The organism is Bradyrhizobium sp. HKCCYLRH1034 (assembly GCF_051168375.1).
Lineage (GTDB): Bacteria > Pseudomonadota > Alphaproteobacteria > Rhizobiales > Xanthobacteraceae > Bradyrhizobium.
In genome coordinates, this window is sequence record NZ_JBNPUW010000001.1 from 411,156 (window position 1) to 436,519 (window position 25,364).

Annotated in this window: 21 protein-coding genes and 1 pseudogene; 10 read left to right on the forward strand and 12 right to left on the reverse strand. The window is 65.7% G+C overall.

The window, feature by feature from the left end; all coding sequences use genetic code 11:
* Positions 1 to 8: 8 nt before the first annotated feature.
* Both ACQR0W_RS01860 and ACQR0W_RS01865 read left to right on the forward strand, forming a co-directional pair.
* Positions 9 to 881, forward strand: a complete 873-nt coding sequence (locus ACQR0W_RS01860) for a fumarylacetoacetate hydrolase family protein (protein WP_316170568.1) — start codon at positions 9 to 11, stop codon at positions 879 to 881.
* Between the two features lie 21 nt (positions 882 to 902).
* Positions 903 to 2,537 (forward strand): thiamine pyrophosphate-dependent enzyme, encoded by a 1,635-nt coding sequence (locus ACQR0W_RS01865; protein ID WP_315749207.1) that lies wholly within the window; start codon positions 903 to 905, stop codon positions 2,535 to 2,537.
* A gap of 6 nt (positions 2,538 to 2,543) precedes the next feature.
* On the opposite strand, the gene ACQR0W_RS01870 is transcribed toward ACQR0W_RS01865, so the two are convergent.
* The 5 genes from ACQR0W_RS01870 to ACQR0W_RS01890 all read right to left on the reverse strand — a co-directional run bounded on the left by ACQR0W_RS01870 (position 2,544) and on the right by ACQR0W_RS01890 (position 7,156).
* Entirely contained in the window at positions 2,544 to 3,767 is a 1,224-nt protein-coding gene (locus ACQR0W_RS01870; RefSeq protein ID WP_315714920.1) for an MFS transporter, read from the reverse strand.
* A gap of 74 nt (positions 3,768 to 3,841) precedes the next feature.
* Positions 3,842 to 4,492: a DNA oxidative demethylase AlkB gene (gene alkB / locus ACQR0W_RS01875; RefSeq protein WP_315714921.1), complete on the reverse strand. Its 651-nt coding sequence runs from the start codon at positions 4,490 to 4,492 to the stop codon at positions 3,842 to 3,844.
* A gap of 3 nt (positions 4,493 to 4,495) precedes the next feature.
* Positions 4,496 to 5,239, reverse strand: a complete 744-nt coding sequence (locus ACQR0W_RS01880) for a 2OG-Fe(II) oxygenase (RefSeq protein WP_315714922.1) — start codon at positions 5,237 to 5,239, stop codon at positions 4,496 to 4,498.
* 234 nt (positions 5,240 to 5,473) lie between these two features.
* The gene (locus ACQR0W_RS01885; protein WP_315714923.1) at positions 5,474 to 6,826 is read right to left on the reverse strand and encodes an amidase; all 1,353 of its coding nucleotides are present in this window, start codon (positions 6,824 to 6,826) and stop codon (positions 5,474 to 5,476) included.
* 6 nt (positions 6,827 to 6,832) lie between these two features.
* Positions 6,833 to 7,156: an AtuA-related protein gene (locus ACQR0W_RS01890; protein WP_315714924.1), complete on the reverse strand. Its 324-nt coding sequence runs from the start codon at positions 7,154 to 7,156 to the stop codon at positions 6,833 to 6,835.
* A gap of 191 nt (positions 7,157 to 7,347) precedes the next feature.
* On the opposite strand from ACQR0W_RS01890, the gene ACQR0W_RS01895 reads away from it, so the two are divergent.
* The 4 genes from ACQR0W_RS01895 to ACQR0W_RS01910 all read left to right on the forward strand — a co-directional run bounded on the left by ACQR0W_RS01895 (position 7,348) and on the right by ACQR0W_RS01910 (position 11,353).
* On the forward strand, positions 7,348 to 7,761 hold the full coding sequence (locus tag ACQR0W_RS01895; RefSeq protein ID WP_315714925.1) for a Zn-ribbon domain-containing OB-fold protein: 414 nt from the start codon (positions 7,348 to 7,350) through the stop codon (positions 7,759 to 7,761).
* 4 nt (positions 7,762 to 7,765) lie between these two features.
* Complete coding sequence (locus ACQR0W_RS01900) at positions 7,766 to 8,905, forward strand: thiolase C-terminal domain-containing protein (protein ID WP_315714926.1); 1,140 nt, start codon at positions 7,766 to 7,768, stop codon at positions 8,903 to 8,905.
* 234 nt (positions 8,906 to 9,139) lie between these two features.
* Positions 9,140 to 10,054, forward strand: coding sequence for an SDR family oxidoreductase (locus tag ACQR0W_RS01905; RefSeq protein WP_315714927.1), 915 nt, complete (start codon positions 9,140 to 9,142; stop codon positions 10,052 to 10,054).
* Between the two features lie 420 nt (positions 10,055 to 10,474).
* Positions 10,475 to 11,353, forward strand: coding sequence for an SMP-30/gluconolactonase/LRE family protein (locus ACQR0W_RS01910; RefSeq protein ID WP_315714998.1), 879 nt, complete (start codon positions 10,475 to 10,477; stop codon positions 11,351 to 11,353).
* A 63-nt stretch (positions 11,354 to 11,416) separates the two neighbouring features.
* Here the strand turns inward: ACQR0W_RS01910 and ppc are convergent, their stop codons facing one another.
* From ppc to ACQR0W_RS01925, 3 genes are all read right to left on the reverse strand, one after another.
* Positions 11,417 to 14,200, reverse strand: a complete 2,784-nt coding sequence (ppc, locus tag ACQR0W_RS01915; protein WP_315714928.1) for a phosphoenolpyruvate carboxylase — start codon at positions 14,198 to 14,200, stop codon at positions 11,417 to 11,419.
* Between the two features lie 138 nt (positions 14,201 to 14,338).
* Positions 14,339 to 15,883, reverse strand: coding sequence for an acyl-CoA synthetase (locus ACQR0W_RS01920; protein WP_316170569.1), 1,545 nt, complete (start codon positions 15,881 to 15,883; stop codon positions 14,339 to 14,341).
* A gap of 177 nt (positions 15,884 to 16,060) precedes the next feature.
* Positions 16,061 to 16,870 carry a crotonase/enoyl-CoA hydratase family protein gene (locus ACQR0W_RS01925; protein WP_315749194.1) on the reverse strand — a complete coding sequence of 270 codons (810 nt, stop codon included), beginning with the start codon at positions 16,868 to 16,870 and terminating at the stop codon, positions 16,061 to 16,063.
* A gap of 102 nt (positions 16,871 to 16,972) precedes the next feature.
* Between ACQR0W_RS01925 and ACQR0W_RS01930 the strand changes: the two genes are divergently transcribed.
* Together ACQR0W_RS01930 and ACQR0W_RS01935 are read left to right on the forward strand one after the other, a co-directional pair.
* Complete coding sequence (locus ACQR0W_RS01930) at positions 16,973 to 17,848, forward strand: SDR family oxidoreductase (RefSeq protein ID WP_315749193.1); 876 nt, start codon at positions 16,973 to 16,975, stop codon at positions 17,846 to 17,848.
* Between the two features lie 131 nt (positions 17,849 to 17,979).
* A pseudogene (locus ACQR0W_RS01935) lies at positions 17,980 to 19,559 on the forward strand (fatty acid--CoA ligase).
* A gap of 189 nt (positions 19,560 to 19,748) precedes the next feature.
* Here ACQR0W_RS01935 and ACQR0W_RS01940 read toward each other — a convergent pair.
* A complete protein-coding gene (locus ACQR0W_RS01940) occupies positions 19,749 to 21,023 on the reverse strand; it encodes an acyl-CoA dehydrogenase family protein (RefSeq protein ID WP_316170571.1) in 1,275 nt (424 codons plus the stop codon).
* A gap of 166 nt (positions 21,024 to 21,189) precedes the next feature.
* Here ACQR0W_RS01940 and ACQR0W_RS01945 point away from each other — a divergent pair, with 166 nt between their 5' ends.
* A complete protein-coding gene (locus ACQR0W_RS01945) occupies positions 21,190 to 21,969 on the forward strand; it encodes an enoyl-CoA hydratase-related protein (protein ID WP_316170572.1) in 780 nt (259 codons plus the stop codon).
* A 238-nt stretch (positions 21,970 to 22,207) separates the two neighbouring features.
* Here the strand turns inward: ACQR0W_RS01945 and ACQR0W_RS01950 are convergent, their stop codons facing one another.
* The 3 genes from ACQR0W_RS01950 to ACQR0W_RS01960 are packed head-to-tail and all read right to left on the reverse strand — an operon-like array spanning position 22,208 to position 24,374.
* On the reverse strand, positions 22,208 to 22,594 hold the full coding sequence (locus ACQR0W_RS01950; protein ID WP_316170573.1) for a DUF6285 domain-containing protein: 387 nt from the start codon (positions 22,592 to 22,594) through the stop codon (positions 22,208 to 22,210).
* A complete protein-coding gene (locus tag ACQR0W_RS01955) occupies positions 22,594 to 23,583 on the reverse strand; it encodes a phosphotransferase family protein (protein WP_316170574.1) in 990 nt (329 codons plus the stop codon). The genes ACQR0W_RS01950 and ACQR0W_RS01955 overlap by 1 nt, the downstream gene beginning before the upstream one ends.
* Entirely contained in the window at positions 23,580 to 24,374 is a 795-nt protein-coding gene (locus tag ACQR0W_RS01960) for an enoyl-CoA hydratase/isomerase (protein ID WP_315749186.1), read from the reverse strand. Before ACQR0W_RS01960 ends, ACQR0W_RS01955 begins: the two co-directional genes overlap by 4 nt.
* 178 nt (positions 24,375 to 24,552) lie before the next feature.
* Here ACQR0W_RS01960 and ACQR0W_RS01965 point away from each other — a divergent pair, with 178 nt between their 5' ends.
* A complete protein-coding gene (locus tag ACQR0W_RS01965) occupies positions 24,553 to 25,332 on the forward strand; it encodes an SDR family NAD(P)-dependent oxidoreductase (RefSeq protein WP_315714938.1) in 780 nt (259 codons plus the stop codon).
* Positions 25,333 to 25,364 lie beyond the last annotated feature (32 nt).

A 25,364-nucleotide genomic window follows, 5' to 3' on the forward strand; every position in this document is an offset into this window, starting at 1 on the left:
AACTGCCCATGACCTCCCCTCGCCTCGCCACCTATGCCGTCGATGGTTCGGTCCGCTACGGGCTCGTGACCGACACCGGCCTCGTCGATCTCTCCGCGCGGTTCGCCAGGGATTATCCGACCTTGCGCGAGGTGATCGCCGCGGGCGCCCTGCCCCGGTTGATCGATGCCGCAGCCGGGCTGTCGCCCGATCACGGCCTCGATGCCATCACCTGGCTGCCGCCGATTGCTTCGCCGGAGAAGATCATCTGCATCGGCGTCAACTATCCGGACCGCAATGCCGAATACAAGGATGGCCAGGACGCGCCGAAATATCCGTCGATGTTCATGCGGACGCCGCGCTCCTTCGTCGGCCATGAAACGCCCCTGGTGCGTCCCCGCGCCTCGCCGCAGCTCGACTATGAAGGCGAGCTCGTGCTGATCATCGGCAAGGCCGGCCGTCACATCCCGGAGGCCCAGGCGCTGGATCACATCGCCGCACTCACGCTTTGCAACGAGGGCACCATCCGCGACTGGGTGCGGCATGCCAAGTTCAACGTCACACAAGGCAAGAACTTCGATTCGACCGGCAGCCTCGGGCCTTGGATCGTGCCCTACACGAATGAGAGCCAGATTGCCGATATCCGGCTGACGACGCGCGTCAATGGCGAGTTGCGCCAGGACGACCGCACGTCACGGCTGATCTTCGGCTTCCGCTACCTCATCAACTACATCTCGACCTTCACCACGCTCGTCCCCGGTGACGTGATCGTGACGGGCACGCCCACCGGCGCCGGTGCACGGTTCGATCCGCCGCGTTATCTGAAGCCCGGCGACGTCATCGAGATCGAAGCCGAGGGCGTCGGCACCTTGCGCAATGGCGTCGTCGACGAAGCTCTGTAAAGTCAGCAACGGAATGTCAGCATGACCACCATGACCGGCGGCGAAGCCATCGTCAGCGGGCTCGTCGCCCACGGCGTCGACACCGTGTTCGGCCTGCCTGGAGCGCAGGTCTATGGCCTGTTCGATGCCTTCCACCAGGCGCAGCTCAAGGTCGTCGGCGCCCGCCACGAACAGGCCTGCGGCTACATGGCGTTCGGCTATGCCCGCGCCAGCGGCAGGCCCGGCGTGTTCAGCGTCGTGCCGGGTCCCGGCGTGCTCAACGCCGGCGCGGCACTGCTCACCGCCTTCGGCTGCAACGAACCGGTGCTTTGTCTCACGGGCCAGGTGCCGACCGACTATCTCGGCCGCGGCCGCGGCCATCTGCACGAGATGCCGGACCAGCTCGCGACCCTGCGCACCTTCGTCAAATGGGCCGAGCGCATCGAATACCCCGACAGCGCGCCGACGCAGGTCGCGCGCGCGTTCCAGGAGATGATGTCGGGGCGGCGCGGCCCCGCTGCGCTCGAGATGCCGTGGGACGTGTTCACGCAGAAGGCGGCCACCGCCGCGGCGATGCCGCTGGCACGGTTCGCGCCGCCGCAGCCCGATCCCGACCGCATCGCCAAGGCGGCCGGGCTGATCACGTCCGCGAAGGCGCCGATGATCTTCGTCGGCTCAGGCGCAATCGAGGCGCGCGAGGACATCCTCGAGCTCGCCGAGATGATCGACGCGCCGGTCGTCGCCTTCCGGTCCGGGCGCGGCATCGTCTCCAATGCACACGAGCTCGGACTGACGATGGCTGCTGCCTACAAGCTCTGGCCGGCGACCGATCTGATGATCGGCATCGGCACCCGCATGGAGCTGCCGACCACGTTCCGCTGGCCGTTCAAGCCGGATGGATTGAAGTCGATCCGCATCGACATCGACCCGGTGGAGATGCGGCGCCTGATCGTCGACGCCGGCATCGTCGCCGATGCCAAGGCGGGCACGGCCGCGCTCGTCGCTGCTGTGAGCAAGGCGGGGTACCGCAAGAGCTCGGGACGCCGCGCCGCGATCCGGGAGGTCACCGCAGCGACCTTGCAGGAGATCCAGAAGGTACAGCCGCAGATGGCCTATCTGAACGTGCTCCGCGAGGTGCTGCCGCGCGACGCCATCGTCACCGACGAACTGTCGCAGGTCGGCTTCGCCTCCTGGTACGGCTTTCCCGTCTACGAGCCGCGCACCTTCATCACCTCGGGCTATCAGGGCACGCTCGGCGCGGGTTTTCCCACCGCGCTCGGTGCCAAGGTGGCGCATCCCGACAGACCTGTGATCGCGATCACCGGCGATGGCGGTTTCATGTTCGCCGTGCAGGAGCTGGCGACTGCCGTGCAATACAACATCGGCGTCGTCACCCTGGTGTTCAACAACAATTCCTATGGCAATGTCCGGCGCGACCAGCGTGAGCGCTTCGACGGCCGCGTCGTCGCCTCCGATCTCGTCAATCCGGATTTCGTCACGCTCGCAGAATCCTTCGGCGTCGCCGCCAGCAAGGTCACGTCACCCGATCAGTTCAAATCCGCGCTCGAGACGGCGCTGGCGCATGGCGGGCCATATCTGATCGACATCGAGGTGCCGCGCGACTCCGAGGTCTCGCCCTGGGCCTTCATCCATCCGTCGAAGCCTCCAGGGATCTGATCGACCTCACGGCGGGGACGCGCGGCGTCCCTGCAATCCGGCGGCGGCCATCGCCAGCAGGCCCGCGCCGGCCACGAGCCAGCACGCGACCGGCGCCCACTGCACCAGCGGCGCATAGTCTGGCAACTTCTGCAGACCGCCGGCGACGGCAGCGATCCGCGCGAAGGTTGCCAGCGCCAGCGCCGAGAACACGAGCCCGGTCACCTTGCCCTCGGCGCCGTTCGTCCCGATCGCGAGCGCCGCGGAAATGGCGCTCATCATCATGCAGCCCCAGGCCGCCCCGGCGATGAACTGCGCCACGATCAGCACGGTCAATGCGCCCGCGAGCTCGGCGATCACGATCGCGAGCGCACCGAGCAGACCGGCGAATCCCATCACGATGAGCCCGCCGCGATGCTTGACGACCACGCTGGCCGGGAACAGCACGAGGTTGAAGCCGATCCAGAACACCGGCATCAGCCAGGAAAGGTCCTCCGGCCTGGCGAAGCGGAGATAGAAGGCCGAGCTGTTGATGCTGAAATGCAGCTGGTAGCCGAGCGCGAGGATCACCATGGCGCCGATGAACAGCAGGGGCAGTCCCCGCAGTGGCCTGGGCTCGAGCTTGGCCGCTGCTTGCGCTGCCCGACCGCTATCCTGCGGAATGCGCGAGAGACCGAGCGCCGTCAGCAGCAGCACGGCCGATGAGATGACGAACGGCAGGCGCGGATCGTAGTCGCGCAGGATCACGCCGAGATAGGGCGACACGGCGCCGGCCACGCCATAGCCGAGCATGACCAGCGCTGCCAGGAACGGAATGGCCGGCCGGGCCGCATGGCGCCCGAGCAGCGTCAAGGGCGGCGCGCGCAAGACCGACGAGGTCAGCGCCCAGATCGCGATCAGTCCGATGAAGACCGCTGGACCTGCGGACGCCGCCACGAAAGGCAGCGCGACAAAGGCGGCGCAGGATACCGCAGTCAGCAGGCCGATGAAGAGACCGAACCGCGCGGCGGCGCGCCCGATGCGATCGGCCGCAAGTCCCATCGCGGTATCGGACAATGTGAAGATCGCCTGGTCCAGCATCAGGATCAGAACGACGGCGGAGGGCGCGATGCCGGCCTGGGCGGCGAGCTTCGGCAGATAGATCACGTAGGTCGTCCACAGCAGCGTGAACACCAGCTGCAGCAGCGCAAGGTGAAGTCCTATTCGCGCCGCCGCAGGCGCCCGCTCGTCCGCAAGTTCGACAGTGCTCATGGCCCCTCTCCCGGGCGCAGCATAGAGCCAGGGATGCCCGCTGCAAAATGAGGAACGTCACAGAGCGGCCAGGACTATCGGGCGCGGCGGAACGTCAGGTTGATGCGCCGGCGGCCGAGCCGAGCATGCTCGCCATCGGCGAGCGGCGCGACGCCGTGAAAGGCGAGCCGCGCCGGGCCGCCCCAGACGACGACGTCGCCATGGGCCAGCCGATAGCGTTGCGTCTTGTCGGAGCGCTTGAGGCCGCCGAACAGGAACGTCGCGGGAAGGCCCAATGACACCGAGACGATCGGCGCGCCGACGTCGCGCTCGTCGCGATCCTGATGCAGCGACATCTTGGCGCCGGGCTCGTAGCAATTGATCAGGCAGGCATCGGGCGCGAAGGCGGCAAAGCCTGCCTCGCTCGCCGCCTGCTCGGCGAGCTGTCGCAACAGCGGCGGCATCGCCGGCCACCTCTGTCCGCTGTCTGGATCAACGGGATCGTAGCGATAGCCGCTGCGGTCCGTCACCCAGCCGACCGAGCCGCAATTCGTCATGGCCACCGACATCTGGTGCCCGCCGGGCGTGATCATCCGGCGGAACGGCGCCTGCGCGGTGATCGCCTCGATCGCGGCCAGAAGCTCCGTCGCATGTGGCTGCGCAAAACCACGCAGCAGCACCGCGCCGGGCGCGAGCGGCTCGCGCGCCGGTCCGGCGATCTCAAATCCATCGAACAGATCCGTCATATGCTACTTCGCATCGTGAAAGATCACGCCGAGCGTATGCCGCCGGCCGGAACGCAGCCGGCTCACGCCATGACGCATGTTGACACGGTAGCTGCCGCGCGTGCCCTGGACCGGGCGATTGTGGACCGCGAACACCACCGCATCGCCCTGCCGGAGCGGCACCACCTCGGCGCGCGACTGCATGCGCGGCCGCTGCTCGGTCAGCACGAACTCGCCTCCCTCGAAATCGCGCCCCGGCTCCGACAGCAGGATCGCGACCTGCAGCGGAAACACGTGCTCGCCATAGAGATCCTGGTGCAGGCAGTTGTAGTCGCCCTCGACATATTGCAGCAAGAGCGGCGTTGGCCGCGTCTGGCCGGCCTCATGACAGCGCGCCAGGAAGTCGTCGTGCTCGGCGGGAAATTGGATGTCGATCCCCATCGTCGCATTCCAGCGGTTGGCGATCGCCACCAGATGCGAATAGAGCCGCGGCCGCAACTGCGCGATCGGATCGGGCAGCGGATAACTGAAATATTTGTACTCGCCGCGGCCGAAACCATGCCGCGCCATGACGACGCGGCTGCGGAAGTGCCGGTCGTCCGGATAGAGCGCCGCCAGGGCGCGGCAATCCTCCGACGACAGCAGCTGCGTCAACACGGCGCAGCCGCTGGAATCGAGATCGCGTTCGACCATCGCCCAATCGAGCTGGTCGATCCCGATCGCGGCGGGAGTATCGATGTCGAGCGCAGCCTGTTTGAGCCTGGTCATTCGGACATTCCAGCTGTCATTCCGGAGCGGCGCGAAGCGACGAGCCCGGAATCCATACGTACGATCGTGGTCATGTATTCCGCGCCTGCGCGCAAGGGCGCGCATCCCGGAATGACGACAGTGTTACGGAGTGGCCAGCGGGGCACCACCCGATTTCCGGTAGCATCCATGTCGATGATACCGTAACGACGACAGGTTCCCATCCGGCGTCGGAACGCCGGGCTCTTTCCCTACTCAGCCCCGCACCACGCCCTCGACCCCAGCCGCGATCTCCAGCAGTTTGCGGTCCTGGCCGCCGGACTGCGCCAGCATCAGGCCGACCGGGACCTCGCCGTGGCGGTGCGCCGGCAGCGAGATGGCGCAGCCGTCGATCATGTTGATGAAGGTGCAATTGCGCAAAGCGCGGATGTTCTCGCGGGCGAAGGCCTGGTCGTCGGCGAGATCGGCGATGACAGGCGGCGCGTTGGCCGTGGTCGGCATCGCCAGCGCATCGTAGGGCGCGATGCGTGCAGCGGCGCGCTTCACCAGCGAGCGGCGCGCGTTGAGCATCTCGATGTAATCCGGCACGGTGATCGCCTCGCCGCGCATGATACGGACGGACACGCGCGGATCGTAGACGTCGCCCTTGGCTGTCAGCAGGAAGCGGTGCCAGGCGTAGCTCTCGGCGGCGGCGAAGCCGCCCTTCATGCCGATCAGGCCGACGTCGAGGAACTCGGGGAATTCGATACGCTCGATGAGCGCCCCCTGCTTCGCCAGCGTCTGCAGCGCCCGCTCAAAGGTCTCGGCGACCTCGACATCGAGCTCGTCGAGCACGACCGTGGTGGGCACCGCAAGCCGCAAACCCTTCACCGGGCGCGACGCGAGCGGGCGGACCGGCTCGTCGGCCAGCACGGAATCGAGGACGGCACAGCAGGCGACCGTGTTGGCGAGCGGCCCAAAGCTGTCGAGCGTGGTCGACAGCGGCACGCCGCCGTCGAGCGGCACGCGGGCCTGCGTCGGCTTGTAGCCCGTGATGCCGTTGAAGGCCGCGGGAATGCGGCAGGAGCCGCCGGTGTCGGTGCCGAGCGCGCCATAGGCCATGCGATCGACGATCGAGACCGCGGCGCCCGACGACGAGCCGCCGGGCACATGGCCGACGTCGCGCTTCCAGGCGCTCTTCGGCGTGCCGTAATGCGGGTTGATGCCGATGCCGGAATAAGCGAACTCGGTCATGTTGGTGCGGCCGATCACGACGAAGCCGGCCCGGCGCAGCCGCGCCACCGCCGGCGCATCGGCCTCGGCCGGCGCGGAATCCTCCAGCGCCCGCGAGCCGGCGCGGGTGACCTGGCCCTTGATGTCGAACAGGTCCTTGATCGAGACCGGAATGCCGGCGTAGGGCGACGGCGCCGCATTGGCCTTGCGCAGCGCGTCCATGCCGTCGGCCGCCGCCAGCGCGGCCTCCTTGTCGACATGGATGAAGGCGCGCTGGCCCTCACCGGCGGGATCGGCGATCCGGGCGAGACACTCCTCCACCAGCTTGCGGGACGTGGTGCGACCGGCGGCGAGATCGTCGGCCAGCGCGGCCAGGGTCGGATTCGAAACGGTCATGGCATCCTATCGCGTGTCTGCGGCATCGGCCGCGATGTCCAGATCGAGCAGCGCGGAACTCAGCGACTTGCCGTGCGCATCCAGCGCGAGCGACCGGGTGACCCCGCCGCCGAGCGCCCGGCTCATCACGAAATTCAGCGCCGCAATGTTGGGCAGCTCATAGCGGACCACCCCGCCCTGGACAATGCCGGCGAAGTGCGCCTTCACCCGCTCGGCCGTGACTTGTGCGAGCAGCAGCGGGTAATCCTTGGGGTCGTAGGCGATGACCGAGATGTTCGAGGTGTCACCCTTGTCGCCAGTTCTGGAATGGGCGATGTCACGCAGCTTCATCTCGGCTCCGATCATACTCCCAGCATCAAAGACCAATTTTCATCAGGCGGCAATTGCCGTCCAAACACCTCTGCGCCTCCCGGAGGGCCGCATGCGTGGCGTGATGGACCGTTGACGCGTCTGCGTCAAATGGCGCATCACGGATGCAAAGGAGCGGGCGACGGAGCCCGCCGCAGGGAGGATCAACCGGGATGGCCGAGCCGATGCGTGCACGCCCCAAACCGACACCCGAGACGCAGCATTTCTGGGACGGCACCCGGGCCGGCGAATTGCGGCTGCAGCGCTGCGACGCCTGTGCCCACGTCTACTTCCCGCCGCGCCCATTCTGTCCGGCCTGCGCCAGCCGCAAGGTCAGCATCTTCAAGGCCACGGGCAAAGGCACGCTCTACAGCTACGTCATCAACCATCGTCCCCCTGCGCCCGGCTTCACGCCGCCCTACGCCATTGCCGTCGTGGCGCTCGAAGAGGGCCCGCGCATGATGAGCAACATCACGGGCTGCCCGCAGACACCGGAGGCGTTGGAGCTCGACATGGCCCTCGAAGTCACATTCGAGAAAATGGACGAGCAGATCACCCTGCCCCTGTTCCGGCCGGCGAAAGGATAGCGCCATGCGTCGAAACCAGGTGGCCGTGGTCGGCGCGGCCGAGACCACCGAGCTCGGAATCATCCCGACGATGTCGCAGATCCAGCTGCATGCGGACGCAGCGCTGAATGCCATCGCCGATGCCGGGCTCAATCTGTCGGACATCGACGGCTTCGCCACCGCGGTCGAGACGCCGCAGCAGATCTGTCATTATCTCGGCATCACGCCGACCTGGGTCGATGGCACCTCGGTCGGCGGCTGCTCCTTCATGCTGCATGTCCGCCACGCCGCGGCTGCGATCGAGGCCGGCCTATGCAAGACCGTGCTGATCACCCACGCCGAGAGCGGCAAATCGATGATCGGCAAGCTGCCGCGCTCGATCCCGCCGGACAGCCTGCAGGGCCAGTTCGAGGCGCCGTTCGGCGTCTACGGGCCGCCCAGCATGTTCCCGATCCCCGTGCTGCGCTACATGAAGACGTACGGCATCACCCATGAGCAGTTGGCGATGGTTGCCGTCGTACAGCGCGAATGGGCCGCAAAGAACCCGCGCGCGATGATGAAGGACCCGATCACCGTCGAGGACGTGCTGAACTCGCGCATGATCGCCTACCCGTTCCGGCTGCTGCAATGCTGCCTCGTCACCGATGGCGGCGGCGCGCTGATCCTGACCTCGGCCGATCGCGCCAAGGATTTTCCGCAGAGGCCAGTCTATGTTCTCGGCACCGGCGAAAGCGTGGAGACGCCGATGGTCAGCCAGATGGAGACGTTCAATTCATCGCGCGCCTTCAAGGTCGCGGGCCCCCTCGCCTTCAAGGAGGCCGGCATCGGCCATGCCGACGTCGACCATCTCATGATCTACGACGCGTTCGCGCATCTGCCGCTGTTCGGTCTCGGTGATCTCGGCTTCATGCCGCATGAGGAGACCGGGCCGTTCATCGCAGCCGGTCACACACGGCCAGGCGGCAAGCTGCCGCTCAACACCAACGGCGGCGGCCTATCCTACATGCATTCGGGCATGTACGGCATGTATGCGTTGCAGGAGAGCGTGCGCCAGATGCGTGGCATCGCCCCGGCGCAGGTACCAGGAGCCAAGATCTCGGTGTGCCACGGCGTCGGCGGCATGTTCGCCGCATCGGGGACGATCATCTTCACCAACGAGAGGTAACGACGCTCGCCGTTCCGGTCGCTCTCTTTCGTTTTGTCGTCATGGCCGGGCTTGTCCCGGCCATCCACGTCGTCCGGTGCCCTCGGAACGACGTGGATGCCCGGGACAAAGCCGGGCATGACGGAGCAACATATTGGCAGGCAGCCCGGCTGATCTGAGCCGTCTCGTCAAATGCAATAGCCCTGACGCAAACGGGGCAGGATGAACAGCACATCACGCTAAGGAGAACCTCTCATGACCAAATCGCTGCAGGACAAAGTCGTCATCGTCACCGGCGCCGGCCGCGGCATCGGGCGCGAGATCGCGCTGCTGTGCGCCGCCGAAGGCGCCAAGGTCGTGGTCAACGATCCCGGCGTCGCCTCCGACGGCTCGGGCACCAGCGCAGCGCCGGCGGAGGAAGTGGTCGAGGAAATCAAGAAGCGCGGCGGCACGGCGGTGGCGAATTTCGAGAGCGTGTCCGAAGCGATCCCGGCCAGCAAGATCGTGAAGGCCGCGACCGACCACTTCGGCAAGCTCGACGGCGTGGTCAACAATGCCGGCATCCTGCGCGACATGATCTTCCACAAGATGAGCATCGAGGCGTTCGAAGCCGTCATCAAGGTCCACCTGATGGGGTCGTTCTATGTCGCTCACTCCGCCGCGCGGCTGTTCCGCGAGCAGGAGAGCGGCTCCTTCGTCCATTTCACCTCGACTTCGGGCCTGATCGGCAATTATGGCCAGGCCAATTACGCCGCGGCGAAGCTCGGCATCGTCGGCCTGTCGAAGTCGATCGCGCTCGACATGGGCCGCTTCAACGTGCGTTCCAATTGCGTCTCGCCGTTTGCCTGGAGCCGAATGATCGGCACCATCCCGGCGGAGACCGAGGCCGAGAAGGAACGCGTCGAACGCATGAAGCGGATGGGGCCCGAGAAGATCGCGCCCGTCGTCGCCTATCTGCTCAGCGATGCCTCGAAAGACGTCACCGGCCAGATCTTCGCCGTTCGCATGAACGAGATCTTCCTGATGAGCCAGTCGCGCCCATTGCGCTCGGTGCACCGCGGCGAAGGCTGGACGCCGCAGACCATTGCGGAGCATGGCATGCCGGCACTGAAGCCGTCGTTCTACAAGCTCGATCGTTCCGCCGACGTGTTCGGCTGGGACCCGATCTGAGATTTGCAGCGCGCAAAGTCCATTCGCAGCGCACACACTCTCAAGTTGTTTTTTATCGAGACGACCCGCACGTCGCCACGATTCTGTCGTATGGTCGCCTCCCAACAAAAAAATGGGAGGACACATATGACGACTCCACGACACGACGTCGCGCAGAACTCGCTGGTCGGAGCAGATGGCTTCGACAGGCGCAGATTGCTGAAAGGAGCCGCGGCATTCGCCGCTGCCGCGGCAACCGTGACGTCAGCATCGGCTGCAACCGTCACGCCCTTCGGCCAGACCGGGGCACCGACAATCTCGACAGATCCGCTGCCTCTCGGTCCCTTGCCGGGCAGCCGCTATCCGGACTCTCACCTGGAGTCGTCGAAAAAGCCCAAGCTGTCATTCGGGCCGGCGGAGTTTCCGGCCTTCGCGGGCACGATGGCCGTAGAACGCGTCGCGACCGGAATGCGCTGGGCCGAAGGCCCGGTCTATTTTGCCGCCGGTCGCTATCTGCTGTTCAGCGACATCCCGAACAATCGCATCATGCGGTTCTCCGAGGACGATGGTCACCTCAGCGTCTATCGGCAGCCGTCGATGAATTCCAACGGCAACACCATCGATCGAGAAGGACGGCTGATCACGTGTGAACATAGCGGTCGGCGGGTCACTCGCACCGAGCTCGATGGCTCGATCACGATCATCGCCGACAGCTATAATGGAAAGCGATTGAATTCGCCGAACGATGCAGTGGTCGCGGCCGACGGCGCAATATGGTTCACCGATCCGGTCTACGGCATCGGTGGCTTCTACGAGGGCCTCAAGGCGGCGCCCGAGCAGGACAAGCACAATGTCTATCGGGTCGATCCGAAATCGGGAGAGGTCAAGGTCGTTGCCGACGACTTCGTCGAGCCCAATGGGCTCGCCTTCTCACCCGACGAAACGAAGCTTTACGTCATCGACACTGGCTTCACCGACGGGCCCGACAATCCCGCGCATATCCGCGTGTTCGACGTCGATCACGCCGCCGGCAAGCTGACGAACAGCAAGGTCTTCGCCGAAATGCCTAAGCCCAGCATCTCCGACGGCGTCCGATGTGATCGCGACGGGCGGGTCTGGTGCTCGGTCGGCTGGGGCGATCCGAACGAGGACGGCGTACGTTGCTATGCCCCGGACGGAACGTTGCTGGGCAAGATTCACATTCCGGAAACCGTCGCCAATCTGTGCTTCGGCGGCCAGCAGCGTAATCGGCTCTACATCTGCGGCTCGACGTCGCTCTATGCGGTCTATACGAGTGCGCAGGGTGCGCTGAAGCCCTGAAGATAGCGAATGGCGAATAGGGAGTAGCGAATAGACCCTCTATTCGCTACTCGCCACTCGCCCTCATCCCGTATTTCTCAACCCCGCCGAGATGCCGTTGATCGTTAGTTGAATCCCGCGCAGCACCTGCTCGTCCGGGTTCTGCGCGCGATGCTCCTTGAGCAGCTCGACCTGCACGTGGTTGAGCGGATCGAGATAGGGAAAGCGGTTGCGCACCGAGCGCTCCAGCAGCGGGTTGCCCTGCAGCAGCCGCTCCTGCCCCGTGATGTCGAGCAAAGTCTCGATCACCAGATTCCATTCGCGCCGGATGCGGCCGAAGATCTTTTCGCGCAGGGCCTCGTCCGGGACCAGCTCGGCATAGCGCGAGGCTATGGCGATCGAGCTCTTGGCGAGCACCATGTCCATGTTCGACAGCAGCATGCGGAAGAACGGCCATTCCTGATAAAGTTCGCGCAGGAACGGCATGCCCTGCTCCGGATTTTCCGCGATCCAGGTCTCGACCGCGCTGCCGAAGCCGTACCAGCCCGGCAGCATCAGCCGGCACTGCGCCCAGGAGAACACCCAGGGGATCGCACGCAGGTCCTCGATCGCGCGGGTTTTCTTGCGCGAGGCCGGGCGGCTGCCGATGTTCAAGGTCGCGATCTCGTTGATGACGGTCGAGGCCCAGAAATAGTCGACGAAGCCGTCGGTCTCGTAGACCAGGCCGCGATAGGCCTTGAACGCGAGCTCCGAGAGCCGGTCCATCGCGGTGAGATATTCGCGCTTCGGCGCCGGCTGCCGCGGATGCAGCAGGCTGGCCTCGAGCGTCGCGGCGGCGAGAATTTCCAGATTGTTACGTCCGACCTCGGCGTTGGAATATTTGCTGGAGATGATCTCGCCCTGCTCGGTGATGCGGATCTGGCCGTTCACCGCGCCGCCCGGCTGGGCGATGATGGCGTCGTAGCTCGGTCCGCCGCCGCGGCCGACCGATCCACCGCGGCCGTGGAACAGCCTGAGCCGGATGCCGTGGCGCTCGAAGATGTCGACGAGGCCGATCTCCGCCTTGTAGAGCTCCCAGCCCGAGGTGACGAAACCGCCGTCCTTGTTGCTGTCGGAATAGCCGAGCATGACCTCCTGCACGGCGCCGCGGCTGTCGACCAGGCGGCGGTAATCGTGCAGCGCCAGCATGCGGTCCATGATGCCGCTGGAGGCCTGCAGGTCCTCGATCGTCTCGAACAGCGGCACGATGTTGACGGCGCAGCGGCCCGATGGATCGATCAGGCCGACCTCCTTGAGCAGCAGCGCCACCTCGAGCATGTCCGACATGCCCTTGCACATCGAGATGATGCACTGGGGAATCACGTCGGCGCCGAAGGTCGCGTGCGCCTCGGCAGCGGCGCGGAACAGCGCGAGTTCGCCGACGGTCTCGTCGCTGTACTTGACGAATTGCGACACAAGCGGCCGCGCATTGCGCAGCTCGCTGACAAGCAGGCCGACCCTGGCATCCTCGCTCAGCGCCATATAGGACATGCCGGGCATCGCGGTGTCGATCAGCTCGGCGACGGTGCGCTCGTGCACCGCCGAATTCTGGCGGATGTCGAGCCGGGCCAGATGGAAGCCGAAGCAATCCACGGCACGCCGCAGCAGCCGCAGCCGCCCGCGGGCGATCACCTCGGCATTGTTGGCGATCAGCGAGTGATGCAGCACGTCGAGATCATCCTGCATCTGCTTGACGCTGTCGTAAGGCGCCACCGCCGCCACGGGAAGGCGGCTGATCTGGATACCGAGCTTCTTCGCCGTCGCCGCCAAGCGCGCATAGATGCCGGACACCGCCAGACGATATGGCTCGCCGCGACGATGCGGCGACGTGTCCGGCGAGCGCTCGGCCAGCGCACGCAGCTCCTCGGAGACATCGGCGAGATGCGCGGCGATGGACAGCTCGCTGCCGAGCAGATGCAGTTCCTCGAGATAGTAGTGCAGCGCCAGGCTGGATTGCAGCTTGAGCGTCCCGCGCATCACCTCGGCGGTGACGAACGGATTGCCGTCCCGGTCGCCGCCGATCCAGCTCCCCATTCGCAGGAACGAGGCGAGATCGCCTGCCACCTCCGCTCCGTCATTGAGCCGATCCTCGAGCGAGCACAGCAGACGCGGCACCTCACGCAGAAACGTGTAGTCGTAGAACGACAGGCCGTTGGTGACCTCGTCGAGCACCGTCAGCTTGGTCCGGCGCAGCAGGTTGGTCTGCCACAAGGTCAGCACGGCGCGGCGCAGCGCCTCGTCATTGGCCTCGCGCTCGTCCGGCGTCAACTGCATCCGCTCGCGGCGGTCGAGCAGCATCGCGATCTCCATCTCGCGATCCATCGTGCTCTTGCGCCGCACCTCGGTCGGGTGCGCGGTCAGGACCGGACTGACCAGCGCCGTCGAGAAGAACTTGCGCAGATCGGAAGCCTCGAACCCGGCGGATTTGGCGTGAGCGAGCGTCGCCGCCAGCATGCCGGACCCGCCATTGGAGTCGCTCCTGGCACGCATGCGTCGGATGTTGTTCTGGTCCTCGGCAATGTTGGCGAGGTGCGAGAAATAGCTGAAGGCGCGGACGATGCGGACCGTCTCAGCCGTCGTCATGCCGTCGAGGATCTGCTCCAGCTCGCGCCGCGCCTGGCGGTCCTCGTCGCGGTGGAAGCGCACCGAGGTCTGGCGGATGCGCTCGACGAGGTCGAACAATTCGGCGCCTTCCTGGTCGCGGACGGTATCGCCGAGGATGCGGCCGAGCAGCCGGATATCGTCCCGGAGCCGCGCGTCCTCCTCCATGGCCTGCGCCTCGGCGGCGCGGTTGGGACGGATTTCCTCTGTCATGGCTTGCGGCGACATGGATGCGCTCTCCAGCAGCTGCCCATTTACGGGTCAGTCTGCCGTATCTATACCGCAGCGCAAGATCAAGAAAGAGGCGTTGCCTGCCCTATTCAATGTCGGTCTCGCCTCCTTTCGCCGCCAAGTGCGGGCCCATCATCATATTTTCCGCCCCGCCTGCTCCCAATGGGGATCGCGCAGCCGCCGCTTGAAGATCTTGCCGGAGTCCTCGCGCGGCAGCTTCTCGTGGATCTCGATGTGCTTGGGCACCTTGTAATCGGCCAGCGACGCTCTCAGCCGGGCCCTCATCTCCCCAATGTCAAGCGTCACGCCCGGCTGCGGCTCGACCACGGCCATCAGGGCTTCTCCGAACTCGGCATCTGGGATGCCGAACACGGCGCAATCATGCACGCCGGGCACGGCATGCAGCACGGCTTCGATCTCGGCGGGATAGATGTTTACGCCGCCAGAGATCACCATGTCGCGCTTGCGGTCGCACAGGAAGACGTAGCCCTCGGCATCGATGTAGCCGACATCGCCCGAGGTGATGAAGCCGTCGCGGTCGATCTCGGCACGCTTCTCCGGCTTGTTGTGATAGGTGAAATCCGGATTGCCCGCGATGCGCGAATAGATCTCGCCGATCTCGCCCTGCGGCAGGATGCGACCGTCCTCGCCGAGAAAGCGCAGCTCCGCGCCCGGCGAGACCTTGCCGACGGTGCCGGGCTTGCGCAGCGCGTCCTCGGAGGTCGCGAAGGTCACGGCACCGGATTCGGTCGAGCCGTAGAACTCGTAGATGACCGGCCCCCACCAGTCGATCATCGCGCGCTTGACGTCGGCCGGGCACGGCGCGGCAGCGTGAATGACATGGCGCAACGACGAGACGTCGTAGCGGCGGCGAACCTCCTCCGGCAGCTTCATCAGCCGGATGAACATGGTCGGCACCATGAAGATGGTATCGATCCGCTCTGTCTGGATGACGTCGAGAAACGCCTCCGGCTCGAAGCGCGGCATCAGCACCAGCGCGCCGCCGAGCCGGCCCGCCCGCAGGCCGAAGGCGTTCGGCGCCGAATGATACAGCGGCCCCGGCAGCAGCGCGCGCGCGTTCGGCTTCAGCCCGTAGATCAACGCGCGCATGCGCTCGGCCGAGGCGGCCTGCTCCACCGTCGGCGCACTGCGGCGAACGCCCTTGGGATGACCGGTCGTGCCGGAGGTGTAGATCATGTTCTGCGGCTGCGGCACCTGCGGCCCTTCGTAAGGGCTCTGCTGTGTCAGCCAGCTTTCCAGGTCGGTCGCGAACTCCGGTGTTGCGAGCAGATCCGCGTCGATCTTGTAGTTGGACAGGATCTCCGGCGGCGTCGGCACGCTGAGCACGGTGCCTCCAGGTGGAATCAGGCCGCGAAGCTGATGCAGCAGATCGGCGTGACCGATCAGCACCTTGGTCGCGGAGTCCTTGAGGATGTAGTCGATCTCCTCCGGCTTGAAGTGCCAGTTCACCGGCACGCCATAGGCGCCCAGCCGCATCGCGCCATAGGCCGCCTCGATGAAGGCGATGTCGTTGCGCATCAGCATGCAGACGCAATCGCCCTGGCGTACGTCGAGCTGCGCGAGGCCGCTGGCGATCCGCGCGGCGCGGTCGGCGATTTCGGCGTGGCTGCGCCGGCGCTCGCCGGAGATGATGCCGCAGAACAGGGAGGACGTTTCCATTTTCTTTGTTATCCGATCTGGCGTCGGTTTGAGTTTCCGCCATCAATCCGGGGCGATGCGCCGCGACAAAACGGCGGTGCCGTTTTGCGCGGAGCATCGAACTCAGGTGCGCAGTTGCGCACCGGAGAATCTCGAGATTCCGGGCCTGCTCCTTCGGAGCATCCCGGAATGACGGACTCAGTCCGCAAACTTCGGCGCGCGCTTCTCGATGTTGGCGCGCACCGATTCGAGCTGGTTCGGGCTGCCGATCAGCTTCTGCTGCTCGACCGATTCGGCGAGCAGCGCCGGCCCCGGATCGACCGAGAGATTGTTCAGCATCCGCTTGGCGGCGCGGATCGCATCCGGATTCTTGCCGGCGATCTCACGTGCGGTCTCCAGCGCAGCCGCGCGCGGATCGGCGCAGATGCGGGTGACGAGGCCGTAGGACTGGCCTTCCTCCGGCGAGAACACCCGGCCCGTGTAGGTCAACTCGCGCAGGATGTCGTCGCGCATCAGGGTGGCCAGGATCGGCGTGCCCGCCATGTCGGGCACCAGACCCCACTTGATCTCCATGATCGACATCTTGGTGTCCGGCGCGACGTAGCGCATGTCGGCGCCGAGTGCGAGCTGGAAGCCGCCGCCATAGGCGACGCCATGCACTGCAGCAATCACCGGCACCGGCAACTGCCGCCAGCCCCATACCGCCTGCTGCGCGAAGTTGGCCTTGCCGTGGGTGCGAATGGTGAGGTCGCGCTTCTCGCCGCCGGGTATGCCGTTGCCGCCGGAATCCTTCATCGCCGCGAAGCGGCCCATGTCGAGGCCAGCGCAGAAGGCGCGGCCCTCGCCGGACAGCACCACCGCCCGCAGGCCCTTCTCCTTCGACAGACGGTCGGTCGCCGCGACCAGCGCCTCGAACATCTCCATGTCCAACGCATTCATCTTGTCGGCGCGAACCAGGCGAACATCGGCGACGCCGTCCTTGATCTCGATCGCGAGGCGGTTGTCCATCGAGCGGTCTCCCTACGGATGTCTTTGTGACTTTACAGAAGGCTGTCGGAGCGATTTAGTCAATCGACCAATTAACTCACAACATGTCAGGCGGAAACTCCCATGTTCAAGGACAATCTCCTCGAAGGTCGACGCATTCTGGTGACCGGCGGCGGCACGGGCCTTGGCAAAGCGATGGCTGCACGCTTCCTGCAACTCGGCGCCGAAGTGCATATTTGCGGCCGGCGGAAAATCGTCTGCGACGAGACCGCGACCGAACTGATGGACCTCTACGGCGGCCGTGTGACCAGCCATGGCGTCGACATCCGCAATGCCATGGCGGTGGAGGACATGATCGAGGCCATCTTCCAGGAAGGCGGTCTCACCGACCTCATCAACAACGCGGCCGGCAACTTCATTTCCCGCACCGAGGAATTGAGCCCGCGCGGCTTCGATGCCGTCGCCAACATCGTGATGCACGGCACGTTCTACGTGACGCACGCCGTCGGCAAGCGCTGGATCGCCGCGAAGCAGCCGGGCAACGTCGTCTCGATCACGGTAACCTGGGTGCGCAACGGCTCGCCTTACGTGGTGCCCTCGGCGATGAGCAAGTCGGCGATCCACGCCATGACGATGTCGCTCGCGACTGAATGGGGCCGCTACGGCATCCGCCTCAACACCATCGCACCCGGCGAAATCCCGACCGAAGGCATGAGCAAGCGCATCAAGCCCGGTGACGAGGCCGGCGCGCGGACCAAGGCGATGAACCCCATGGGCCGCGTCGGCACCATGGAGGAGCTGCAGAACCTCGCGGTGTTCCTGATCTCCGGCGGCTGCAACTGGATCAACGGCGAGACCATCGCGATGGACGGCGCCCAGGCGCTGGCGATGGGCGGCAATTTCTATCAGTTGCGCGACTGGAGCGACGACGACTGGACCAAGGCCAAGGAGTCGATCAAGGCGCAGAACGAAAAGGATCGCGCGACGCGCACGAGCTGATGGCGCAATCACCCTGTTGATCGGCGACCTGCTCCCTGTAGACTGATCGAGAGTGCTTGCTCCGGCGCAATCCGGGGCGAGGACCGCAGCAAGACATCGAACAAAGAACAAGACGCAATCGGAGGGGAAACATGTCCGTCACGACGGCAGCGTCGACGCTTGTCGACGTCGTGCGCAGGCAGGCGGAAGCGCTTGGCTCCGCCACCGCCTACGAGTTCGAAGGCCGCCTCACCAGCTTCGCCGCATTCGACCGCAAGACCAACCGGGTTGCCAACGCGCTGAAGGCGATCGGCATCAAGCCGCATGAGCGGATCGCCTATTTCGGCAAGAACAGCGACATCTATTTCGAGCTGCTGGTCGGCGCCATGAAGGCCAACGTCGTCATGGCGCCGGTAAACTGGCGCCTCGCCGGTCCCGAGGTCGCCTTCATCGTCGAGGACTGCAAGGCGCCTGCCCTGTTCGTCGGTCCCGAGTTCGTCACGATGATCCGCAACATCCGCGACCAGATTCCGAGCGTGCGGCACATCATCACCACCGAAGGCGGCGCGCCGGAATGGCAGGACTACACGGCTTGGCGCGACGCGCAGAGCGCCGACGCTCCCGGCGAGGCGATCACGCCGAAGGACATCGCGCTGCAGCTCTACACCTCCGGTACCACCGGCAAGCCGAAAGGCGCGATGCTGTCGCACGCCAACTTCCTCAACCTCGTCAACACCGGCAATCCCGAGGAGAAGCCGGACTGGAATAAATGGACGACCGACGACGTCTCGCTGATCGCGATGCCGATCTTCCACATCGGCGGCTCCGGCTGGGGCCTGATGAGCCTCTACCACGGCGCCCGCGGCGTGATCGCGCGCGAGTTCGATCCCACGAAGATCCTCGACTTCTTCGAACAGTCCGGCATCACCAAGCTGTTCATGGTGCCCGCCGCGTGCAGTTCGTGGTCCGGCAGCCGCGAGCGCGGCAGGTCGACTTCTCGCGGCTCAAATACATGCTCTACGGCGCCTCGCCGATCCCGGCGGCGCTGCTGAAGGAATGCATCGAGGTGTTCAAATGCGGCTTCGTGCAGATGTACGGCATGACCGAGACCACGGGCACCATCATCGCGCTGCCGCCCGAGGATCACGTCGAAGGGCTGGAGCGGATGCGCTCGGCCGGCAAGCCGCTGCCGGGCGTCGAAGTCGCGATCATCGATCCCTCGGGCAACCCGCTGCCGCCGCGGCAGGTCGGCGAGATCGCCACCCGCTCCGGCTCCAACATGACCGGCTACTGGAACCTGCCGGAGGCGACCGCACGCACGCTCGGTAAGGACGGCTGGCTGCGCACGGGTGATGCCGGCTACATGGACGAGGACGGCTACGTCTACATCCACGACCGCATCAAGGACATGATCATCTCCGGCGGCGAGAACATCTATCCGGCCGAGGTCGAGAGCGCGATCTGCGACCACCCCGATGTCGCCGAGGCCGCCGTGATCGGCATTCCCGACGAGAAATGGGGCGAGGCCGTCAAGGCGATCGTCGTGATGAAGCCCGGCAAGCGCGCCACCGAGACCGACATCATCAATTTCACCCGCACCCGCATCGCCGGCTTCAAGACGCCGAAGAGCGTGGACTTCCTCGACGCCCTGCCGCGCAATCCCTCCGGCAAGATCCTGCGGCGGAATCTGCGCGACCCGTACTGGGCGGGCAAGGATCGGCAGGTGAATTGATCAAGAACGAGGTGCTTGCTGAGACATTCTGGATCGCTTCGCCACGCTCGCGATGGCGTGGAGAGAGGGTACGCTCCTTCCACGCCGTCATTGCGAGGCGCCCTTGCGCCGAAGCAATCCAGGGGCCAAACAACAAGGTCTGGATTGCTGGCTGACGCTCACGATGGCCGCCTTCCAACTACAACCGCCTCACCTCTTGTTCACCCCCATATACCCGAACAGGAAGCCCGCCACCTTGCGCATCTGGATCTCCTCGCTGCCTTCGGTGATGCGGTAGCGGCGGTGGTGGCGGTAGATGTGCTCGAACGGCTTGTGGCGCGAATAGCCCATGCCGCCATGAACCTGGATGGCGCGATCGGCCGCCTCGCAGCACAGACGGTTAGCCCAGTAGTTGCACATCGAGACCTTGTCGGAGAGTGTGTGCTCGACCTGCGCCTGGGTGAGTTGGTCCATCTCCCAGGCGGTCTTGCGGATCAGCAGCCGCAGCATCTCGGCCTGCGTCGCCAGCTCGACCAGCGGCCACTGGATCGCCTGGTTCTCGGCCAGCGCCTTCCCGAACGGTTTGCGCTCACGCGCGTAGTTCACGCTCTCATTGATGCAGAATACGGCCGCACCGAGCGAGCTCGCCGCCTGCCGGATGCGGTTCTCGTGCACGAAGCACTGCGCCAGCGACAGGCCGCGCCCGACCTCTCCGAACAGCGCGTCCTCCGGCACGAACACGTCGGTGAAGCTGACCCGCGGATGGTCGGTCGGCATGTTGAAGGTCCAGAGATACTCCTCGACCTTGACGCCCTCGCTCTTGGCCGGCACCAGGAAGCAGGTGATGCCGCGGGCATCGCCGTCCTTGCCCGAGGTGCGCGCAAACAATGCGCAATGCGTGGCGACGTGCATGCCGGTCGTCCACATCTTCTCGCCGTTGATCAGCCAGCCCTTGACGTTGTCGCGAGTGGCCGGCTCCGCCTTGGTTTCCATGTGGGTTGCGTCCGAGCCGTGATGCGGCTCGGTGAGACCGAACGTGATGCGGTACTTGCCGGTGATCGAGCCGTCGATCATCGCTTTCTGGTCGTCGCGGCCATAGCGGTCGAGCATGGTGACGATCGGCAGATTGCCGACGATCGAATGCTCGTTCTGCAGATCGTTGTGCAGGCCGAGGCCCTTCGAGGCGAAATGCTCGCGGATCACCGCCATCCAGAGGTTCGAGCCGTCCTTGCCGCCGTAGCGCTTCGGGATCGCGAAGCGCAGATGGCCGGCCGCGTCGGCACGGTCCTTGGCCTTGCGCAGCAGCTGCTCCCACTCATGCCGCGGCAGGCCGCCATTCTCGAAATCGGTGCGCGCCCATTCGCGACGATGATCGAAGAAGCGGATGTTGTCGTCGGCCAGCTCCAGCGGCTTGATCTCGGCGGCGATGAAGCGATCGAGCTCGTCGAGGTAGGCGACCAATTCCTTCGGCAAGGAAAAATCCATGGCATGTCTCCCTGTGCGTTTCGCTGTTGTTCTTGGTCCTGATGGGCGCGACCTCCCGTCGCGCGCTTGTGGCGCGCAGCGCCGTTGCGTAATTGGATGACTGCGACACCTGCGCAGGCGCTAAGCTGATGCGCGACAGCCAATCAGAAAACAGGAGGAACGGCCGATGGAGCTGAAGTTTTCGAGAGTGACGCGCAAGGGGCCGATCACGATCGTCACCCTGGCGCGCCCCGAGGTCTACAACGCCCTGCACATCGAGGCGCATTACGAGCTCGAGCGCGTGTTCGACGGCTTCGCCGCCGATCCCGAGCAATGGGTGGCGATCGTGACCGGCGAGGGCGACAAGGCATTCTGCGCCGGCAACGATCTGAAATGGCAGGCGGCCGGCGGCGCGCGCGGCTGGGGCAAAAGCGGCTTCGGCGGACTGACCTCGCGCTTCGATTGCGACAAGCCGCTGATCGCGGCCGTCAACGGCGTTGCGATGGGCGGCGGCTTCGAGATCGCGCTCGCCTGCGACCTGATCATCGCCTCCGAGAATGCGACCTTCGCGTTGCCCGAGCCGCGCGTCGGCCTCGCCGCGCTCGCCGGCGGGCTGCAGCGGCTGCCGCGCCAGATCGGCATGAAGCGCGCGATGGGCATGATCCTGACCGGCCGCCATGTCGGCGCCCGCGAGGGCCACGAGCTCGGCTTCGTCAACGAGGTCGTACCGCAGGGCGAGGCGCTGGCGGCCGCGGAGCGTTGGGCCGAGACCATCGCCAAGAACTCGCCGATGTCGATCCGCGCCTCCAAACAGGCGATCGAGAAGGGCCTCGCGGTGTCGCTGGAGCAGGCCATCACCGAGCAGCGCGACTACGCGGCGGTGCAGGCGATGATCCACTCGCAGGACTACATTGAGGGGCCGAAGGCATTTTCCGAGAAGCGACCGCCGAAATGGTTGGGGCGGTAGCGCATCGCTAAGGTGATCATTCCGGGACACGCGGAGCGCGCGCCCGGAATCCGTGACCACGAACGGGAGTCTGGATTCCGGGCTCGCGACTGCGTCGCGCCCCGGCACGACGGCCGAGGTGATCGCAACGCCTGTCCAGCTCCCGCCGCCGTCATTGCGAGCGAAGCGAAGCAATCCAGAGTCCCAAAGCAGTCTGGATTGCTTCGTCGCTGGCGCTCCTCGCAATGACGGCGGAGAGCTAAGCATCGCTGGTGCCCCTCCCCGCCTCGCGCCTGTAGGACGCGTAGTTGGGCTGATCGACAGCGAGCTTGTCGAGCGTGGTCTGCCAGAGGTGGTCCTTCAGGCCCGGCGTGCCGAGATCGACGGCACCACTGGCGATCTGCTCGGAAAGCACACGATTCAGTTCGAGCAAGTCACCGTCTCGTCTCAATAGCTGTTTCAGCCGCGCGTGCTCCGCGGCATCCGCCGGAGCAGCCTGCGTCAACTGCCGCACCACCAGATCGAGCGCGTTGGTTCCCACGCGCAGCTTGAACGCCGGGTGCCCGGAGATCAGCGGCGCGATGTCGGTGCGCAGGAAATCCGCGACCGCCTTCACCAGCTCCGTCGGCGTCGGTTCGTCCTGCATCAGCCCTCTCCTCTCGGCGCCAGCAGCCGCAGCAGATCGATCTCTGTCTCCGACGCGCGGCGGCCGATCATGGCGCGCTCCATCGAGTGGTCGGGACCCAAGCGAAACCGCTGCATCATGCCGCAACACATCACGCCCCAGCGCAACGTGCCCATGACCTCCCAGAACTTCACCCTGCCGGCATCGACCTTGCGGCCAGCGGCCTCGTAGCCCGCGTACAGCTCCTCGCGCGAGCCAAAGCCGCCGACGGGCTTGTCGATCTCGCCGAAGCGCCAGGAGTTGACGCAGATCCAGCCGAGATCCTCCATGGGATCGCCGAGATGGGCGAGCTCCCAGTCGAGCACAGCGCGCACCCCGTCGGGGCCGATGATGAGATTGCCGTTGCGGAAATCGCCATGCACCAGCGTCACCTCCGCCGAGGGGCCGGGATCGTTGTGCGACAGCCAGCGCAGCGCGAGATCGAACACCGGGCGCGGCCAGTCGAAGCTTTGATATTCGCGCGCGAGCTCCGCGATCTCCCTGGTCGCGTTCATCTCGCGCAACGCGGGCAGCGTCTCGCGTCGAATCCCGTGGATGCCGGCAGCGATGCCGCCGAGCTGGCGCGCGAGGCGTGGCCGCGCCTCGGCGAATTCAGCATCGCGCAGGATCTTGCGCGCGATGGTCTCGCCCTCGACGCGGCGCATGATGAAACCGGCGCCGAGATCGTCCTCCGGCCGTAGCACGTGCAGTACCTCGGGCGACGGCACGCCGGCCGCACAAGCGAGCCGCATCAGCGCCGCCTCGTTGTCGAGCCCGGCGGCACGCCCGGGCGCGGCGCCGTAGCCCTTCGGCGAGCGGCGCAGGATGGCGCCGACATCACCACCGGGATGGACGATGTCGAAGCGCCACGTCTCCTGGCTGGCGCCGCCGGAGAGTTTCGCGGCGCCGCGCACGCCGGTCGCCCCCGGCATGAACGAGGCGACGCAGCGCGACAGCTCGGCCTCGATCATTGGCCCTTGAACTTGGCCGGGCGCTTTTCGAGGAACGCGGTGACGCCCTCCTTGAAATCCGACGTGCCGCCCGCGATGCGCTGCGACTGGAATTCGGCGTTGAGCTGCTCCTCGAACGAGTTCTCCGGGCTGTCCCAGTAAAGCTTGCGGATCTGCGCCAGCGCCACCGTCGGCCCGTTGGCGAGCTCGCGCGCGAGCTTCATCGTTTCCTCCTTGAGGGCCGCATCGTCATAGACGCGGTTGACGAGGCCCCATTGCAGCGCCGTCTCGGCCGGCAGCTTCTCGCCGAGCAGCGACAGCTCGATCGCGCGCGCCTTGCCGACGAGGCGCGGCAACAGCCAGGTCGAGCCGCAGTCGGGAACGAGACCGATGCGGCGGAAGGCTTGCAGGAAATACGCGGACTTCGCGCACAGGATCATGTCGCCCATCAGCGCGAAGCTCATGCCAGCACCGGCGGCCGGGCCGTTGACCGACGTCACGATCGGGCAATGTAGATTGCGCAAGCGGCGCAGGAACGGATGAAAGGCGGTCTCGAGCGCGGCGCCGGCATTGCTGCGGCCGGGCTTGGCCTGCGCATTGCGGCCCTGCAGATTGGCACCGGTGCAGAACGCTCGCCCCGCGCCGGTTACGACCAGGCAGCGCACCTCGGCCTTCTTCTCCTCGATCTCGTCGAGCGCCTCGGCGAGCCCGCCAAGCATGTCGATCGAGACCGCGTTCATGACCTCCTGATGATCGAGCGTGAGGACGGCGACGGGCCCGTCGAAATCGAGCGTGACGTGCTTGAACTGCATGTTTTCCTCTCAAGAGCTTTTCGGTCAGTGCATTCTTCGCCGCGGAAATTTGAAGCGCGGCATGGTTCTGTCAGCATATTTGATTTTTGCGCTTCGCTTGTCCATGGTTGGATCATCCCAATAACCGAAGCGGCGCGCAGCGCGCTCACATCATCACGGAAACGCCCAAGAGAACCCCATGAGCATGTTCGACCTCACCGGCCGTGTGGCCGTCGTCACCGGCGGCAATGGAGGCATAGGCCTCGGAATCGCCCAGGCACTTGCGTCCAGTGGCTGCAACGTCTCGATCTGGGGCCGCAACGCCGAGAAGAACAAGGCGGCTGCGGCGTCGATGGCCGCGGGGCCCGGCAGGGTCGATACCCATGTCTGCGACGTGACGAGCCCTGCTTCCGTCAACGCGGCGATGAAGGCGACACTGGACACCTTCGGTCGCGTCGACGGCTGCTTTGCCAACGCCGGCATCGGCGGCGGCGGCCGCAAGCCCTTCATCGAGCGCAGCGAGGAGGAATGGCGCACAATGTTCGCGACCAATCTCGACGGCGTCTTCCATGCCTTCCAGGCCGCCGCCAAGCACATGACCGCGCGCGCCGAAGCCGGCGATCCGTTCGGCCGCCTGGTCGCGACCTCCAGCCTCGCCTCGCTGTTCGGCACCGCGCGGAACGAGCACTATGCGGCAACCAAGGCGGCAATCAATGCGCTGTGCCGCGCGCTCGCGGTCGAACTCGCACGCCACGGCGTCACCGCGAATGCGATCCTGCCTGGCTGGATCAAGAGCGACATGACCGCAGGCATCATGGGAAACGAGAAGTTCGTCGCCAACGTCATGCCGCGTATCCCGGTGCGCCGCTTCGGCGAGCCGTCGGATTTCGGCGGCATCGCCGTCTACCTCATGAGCAAGGCGTCGTCCTATCACACCGCAGACTGCCTCGTGATCGACGGCGGCTATACCGCATTCTGACTCCTCGCAGTGGGAGGTGAGCCGGTGCGCCG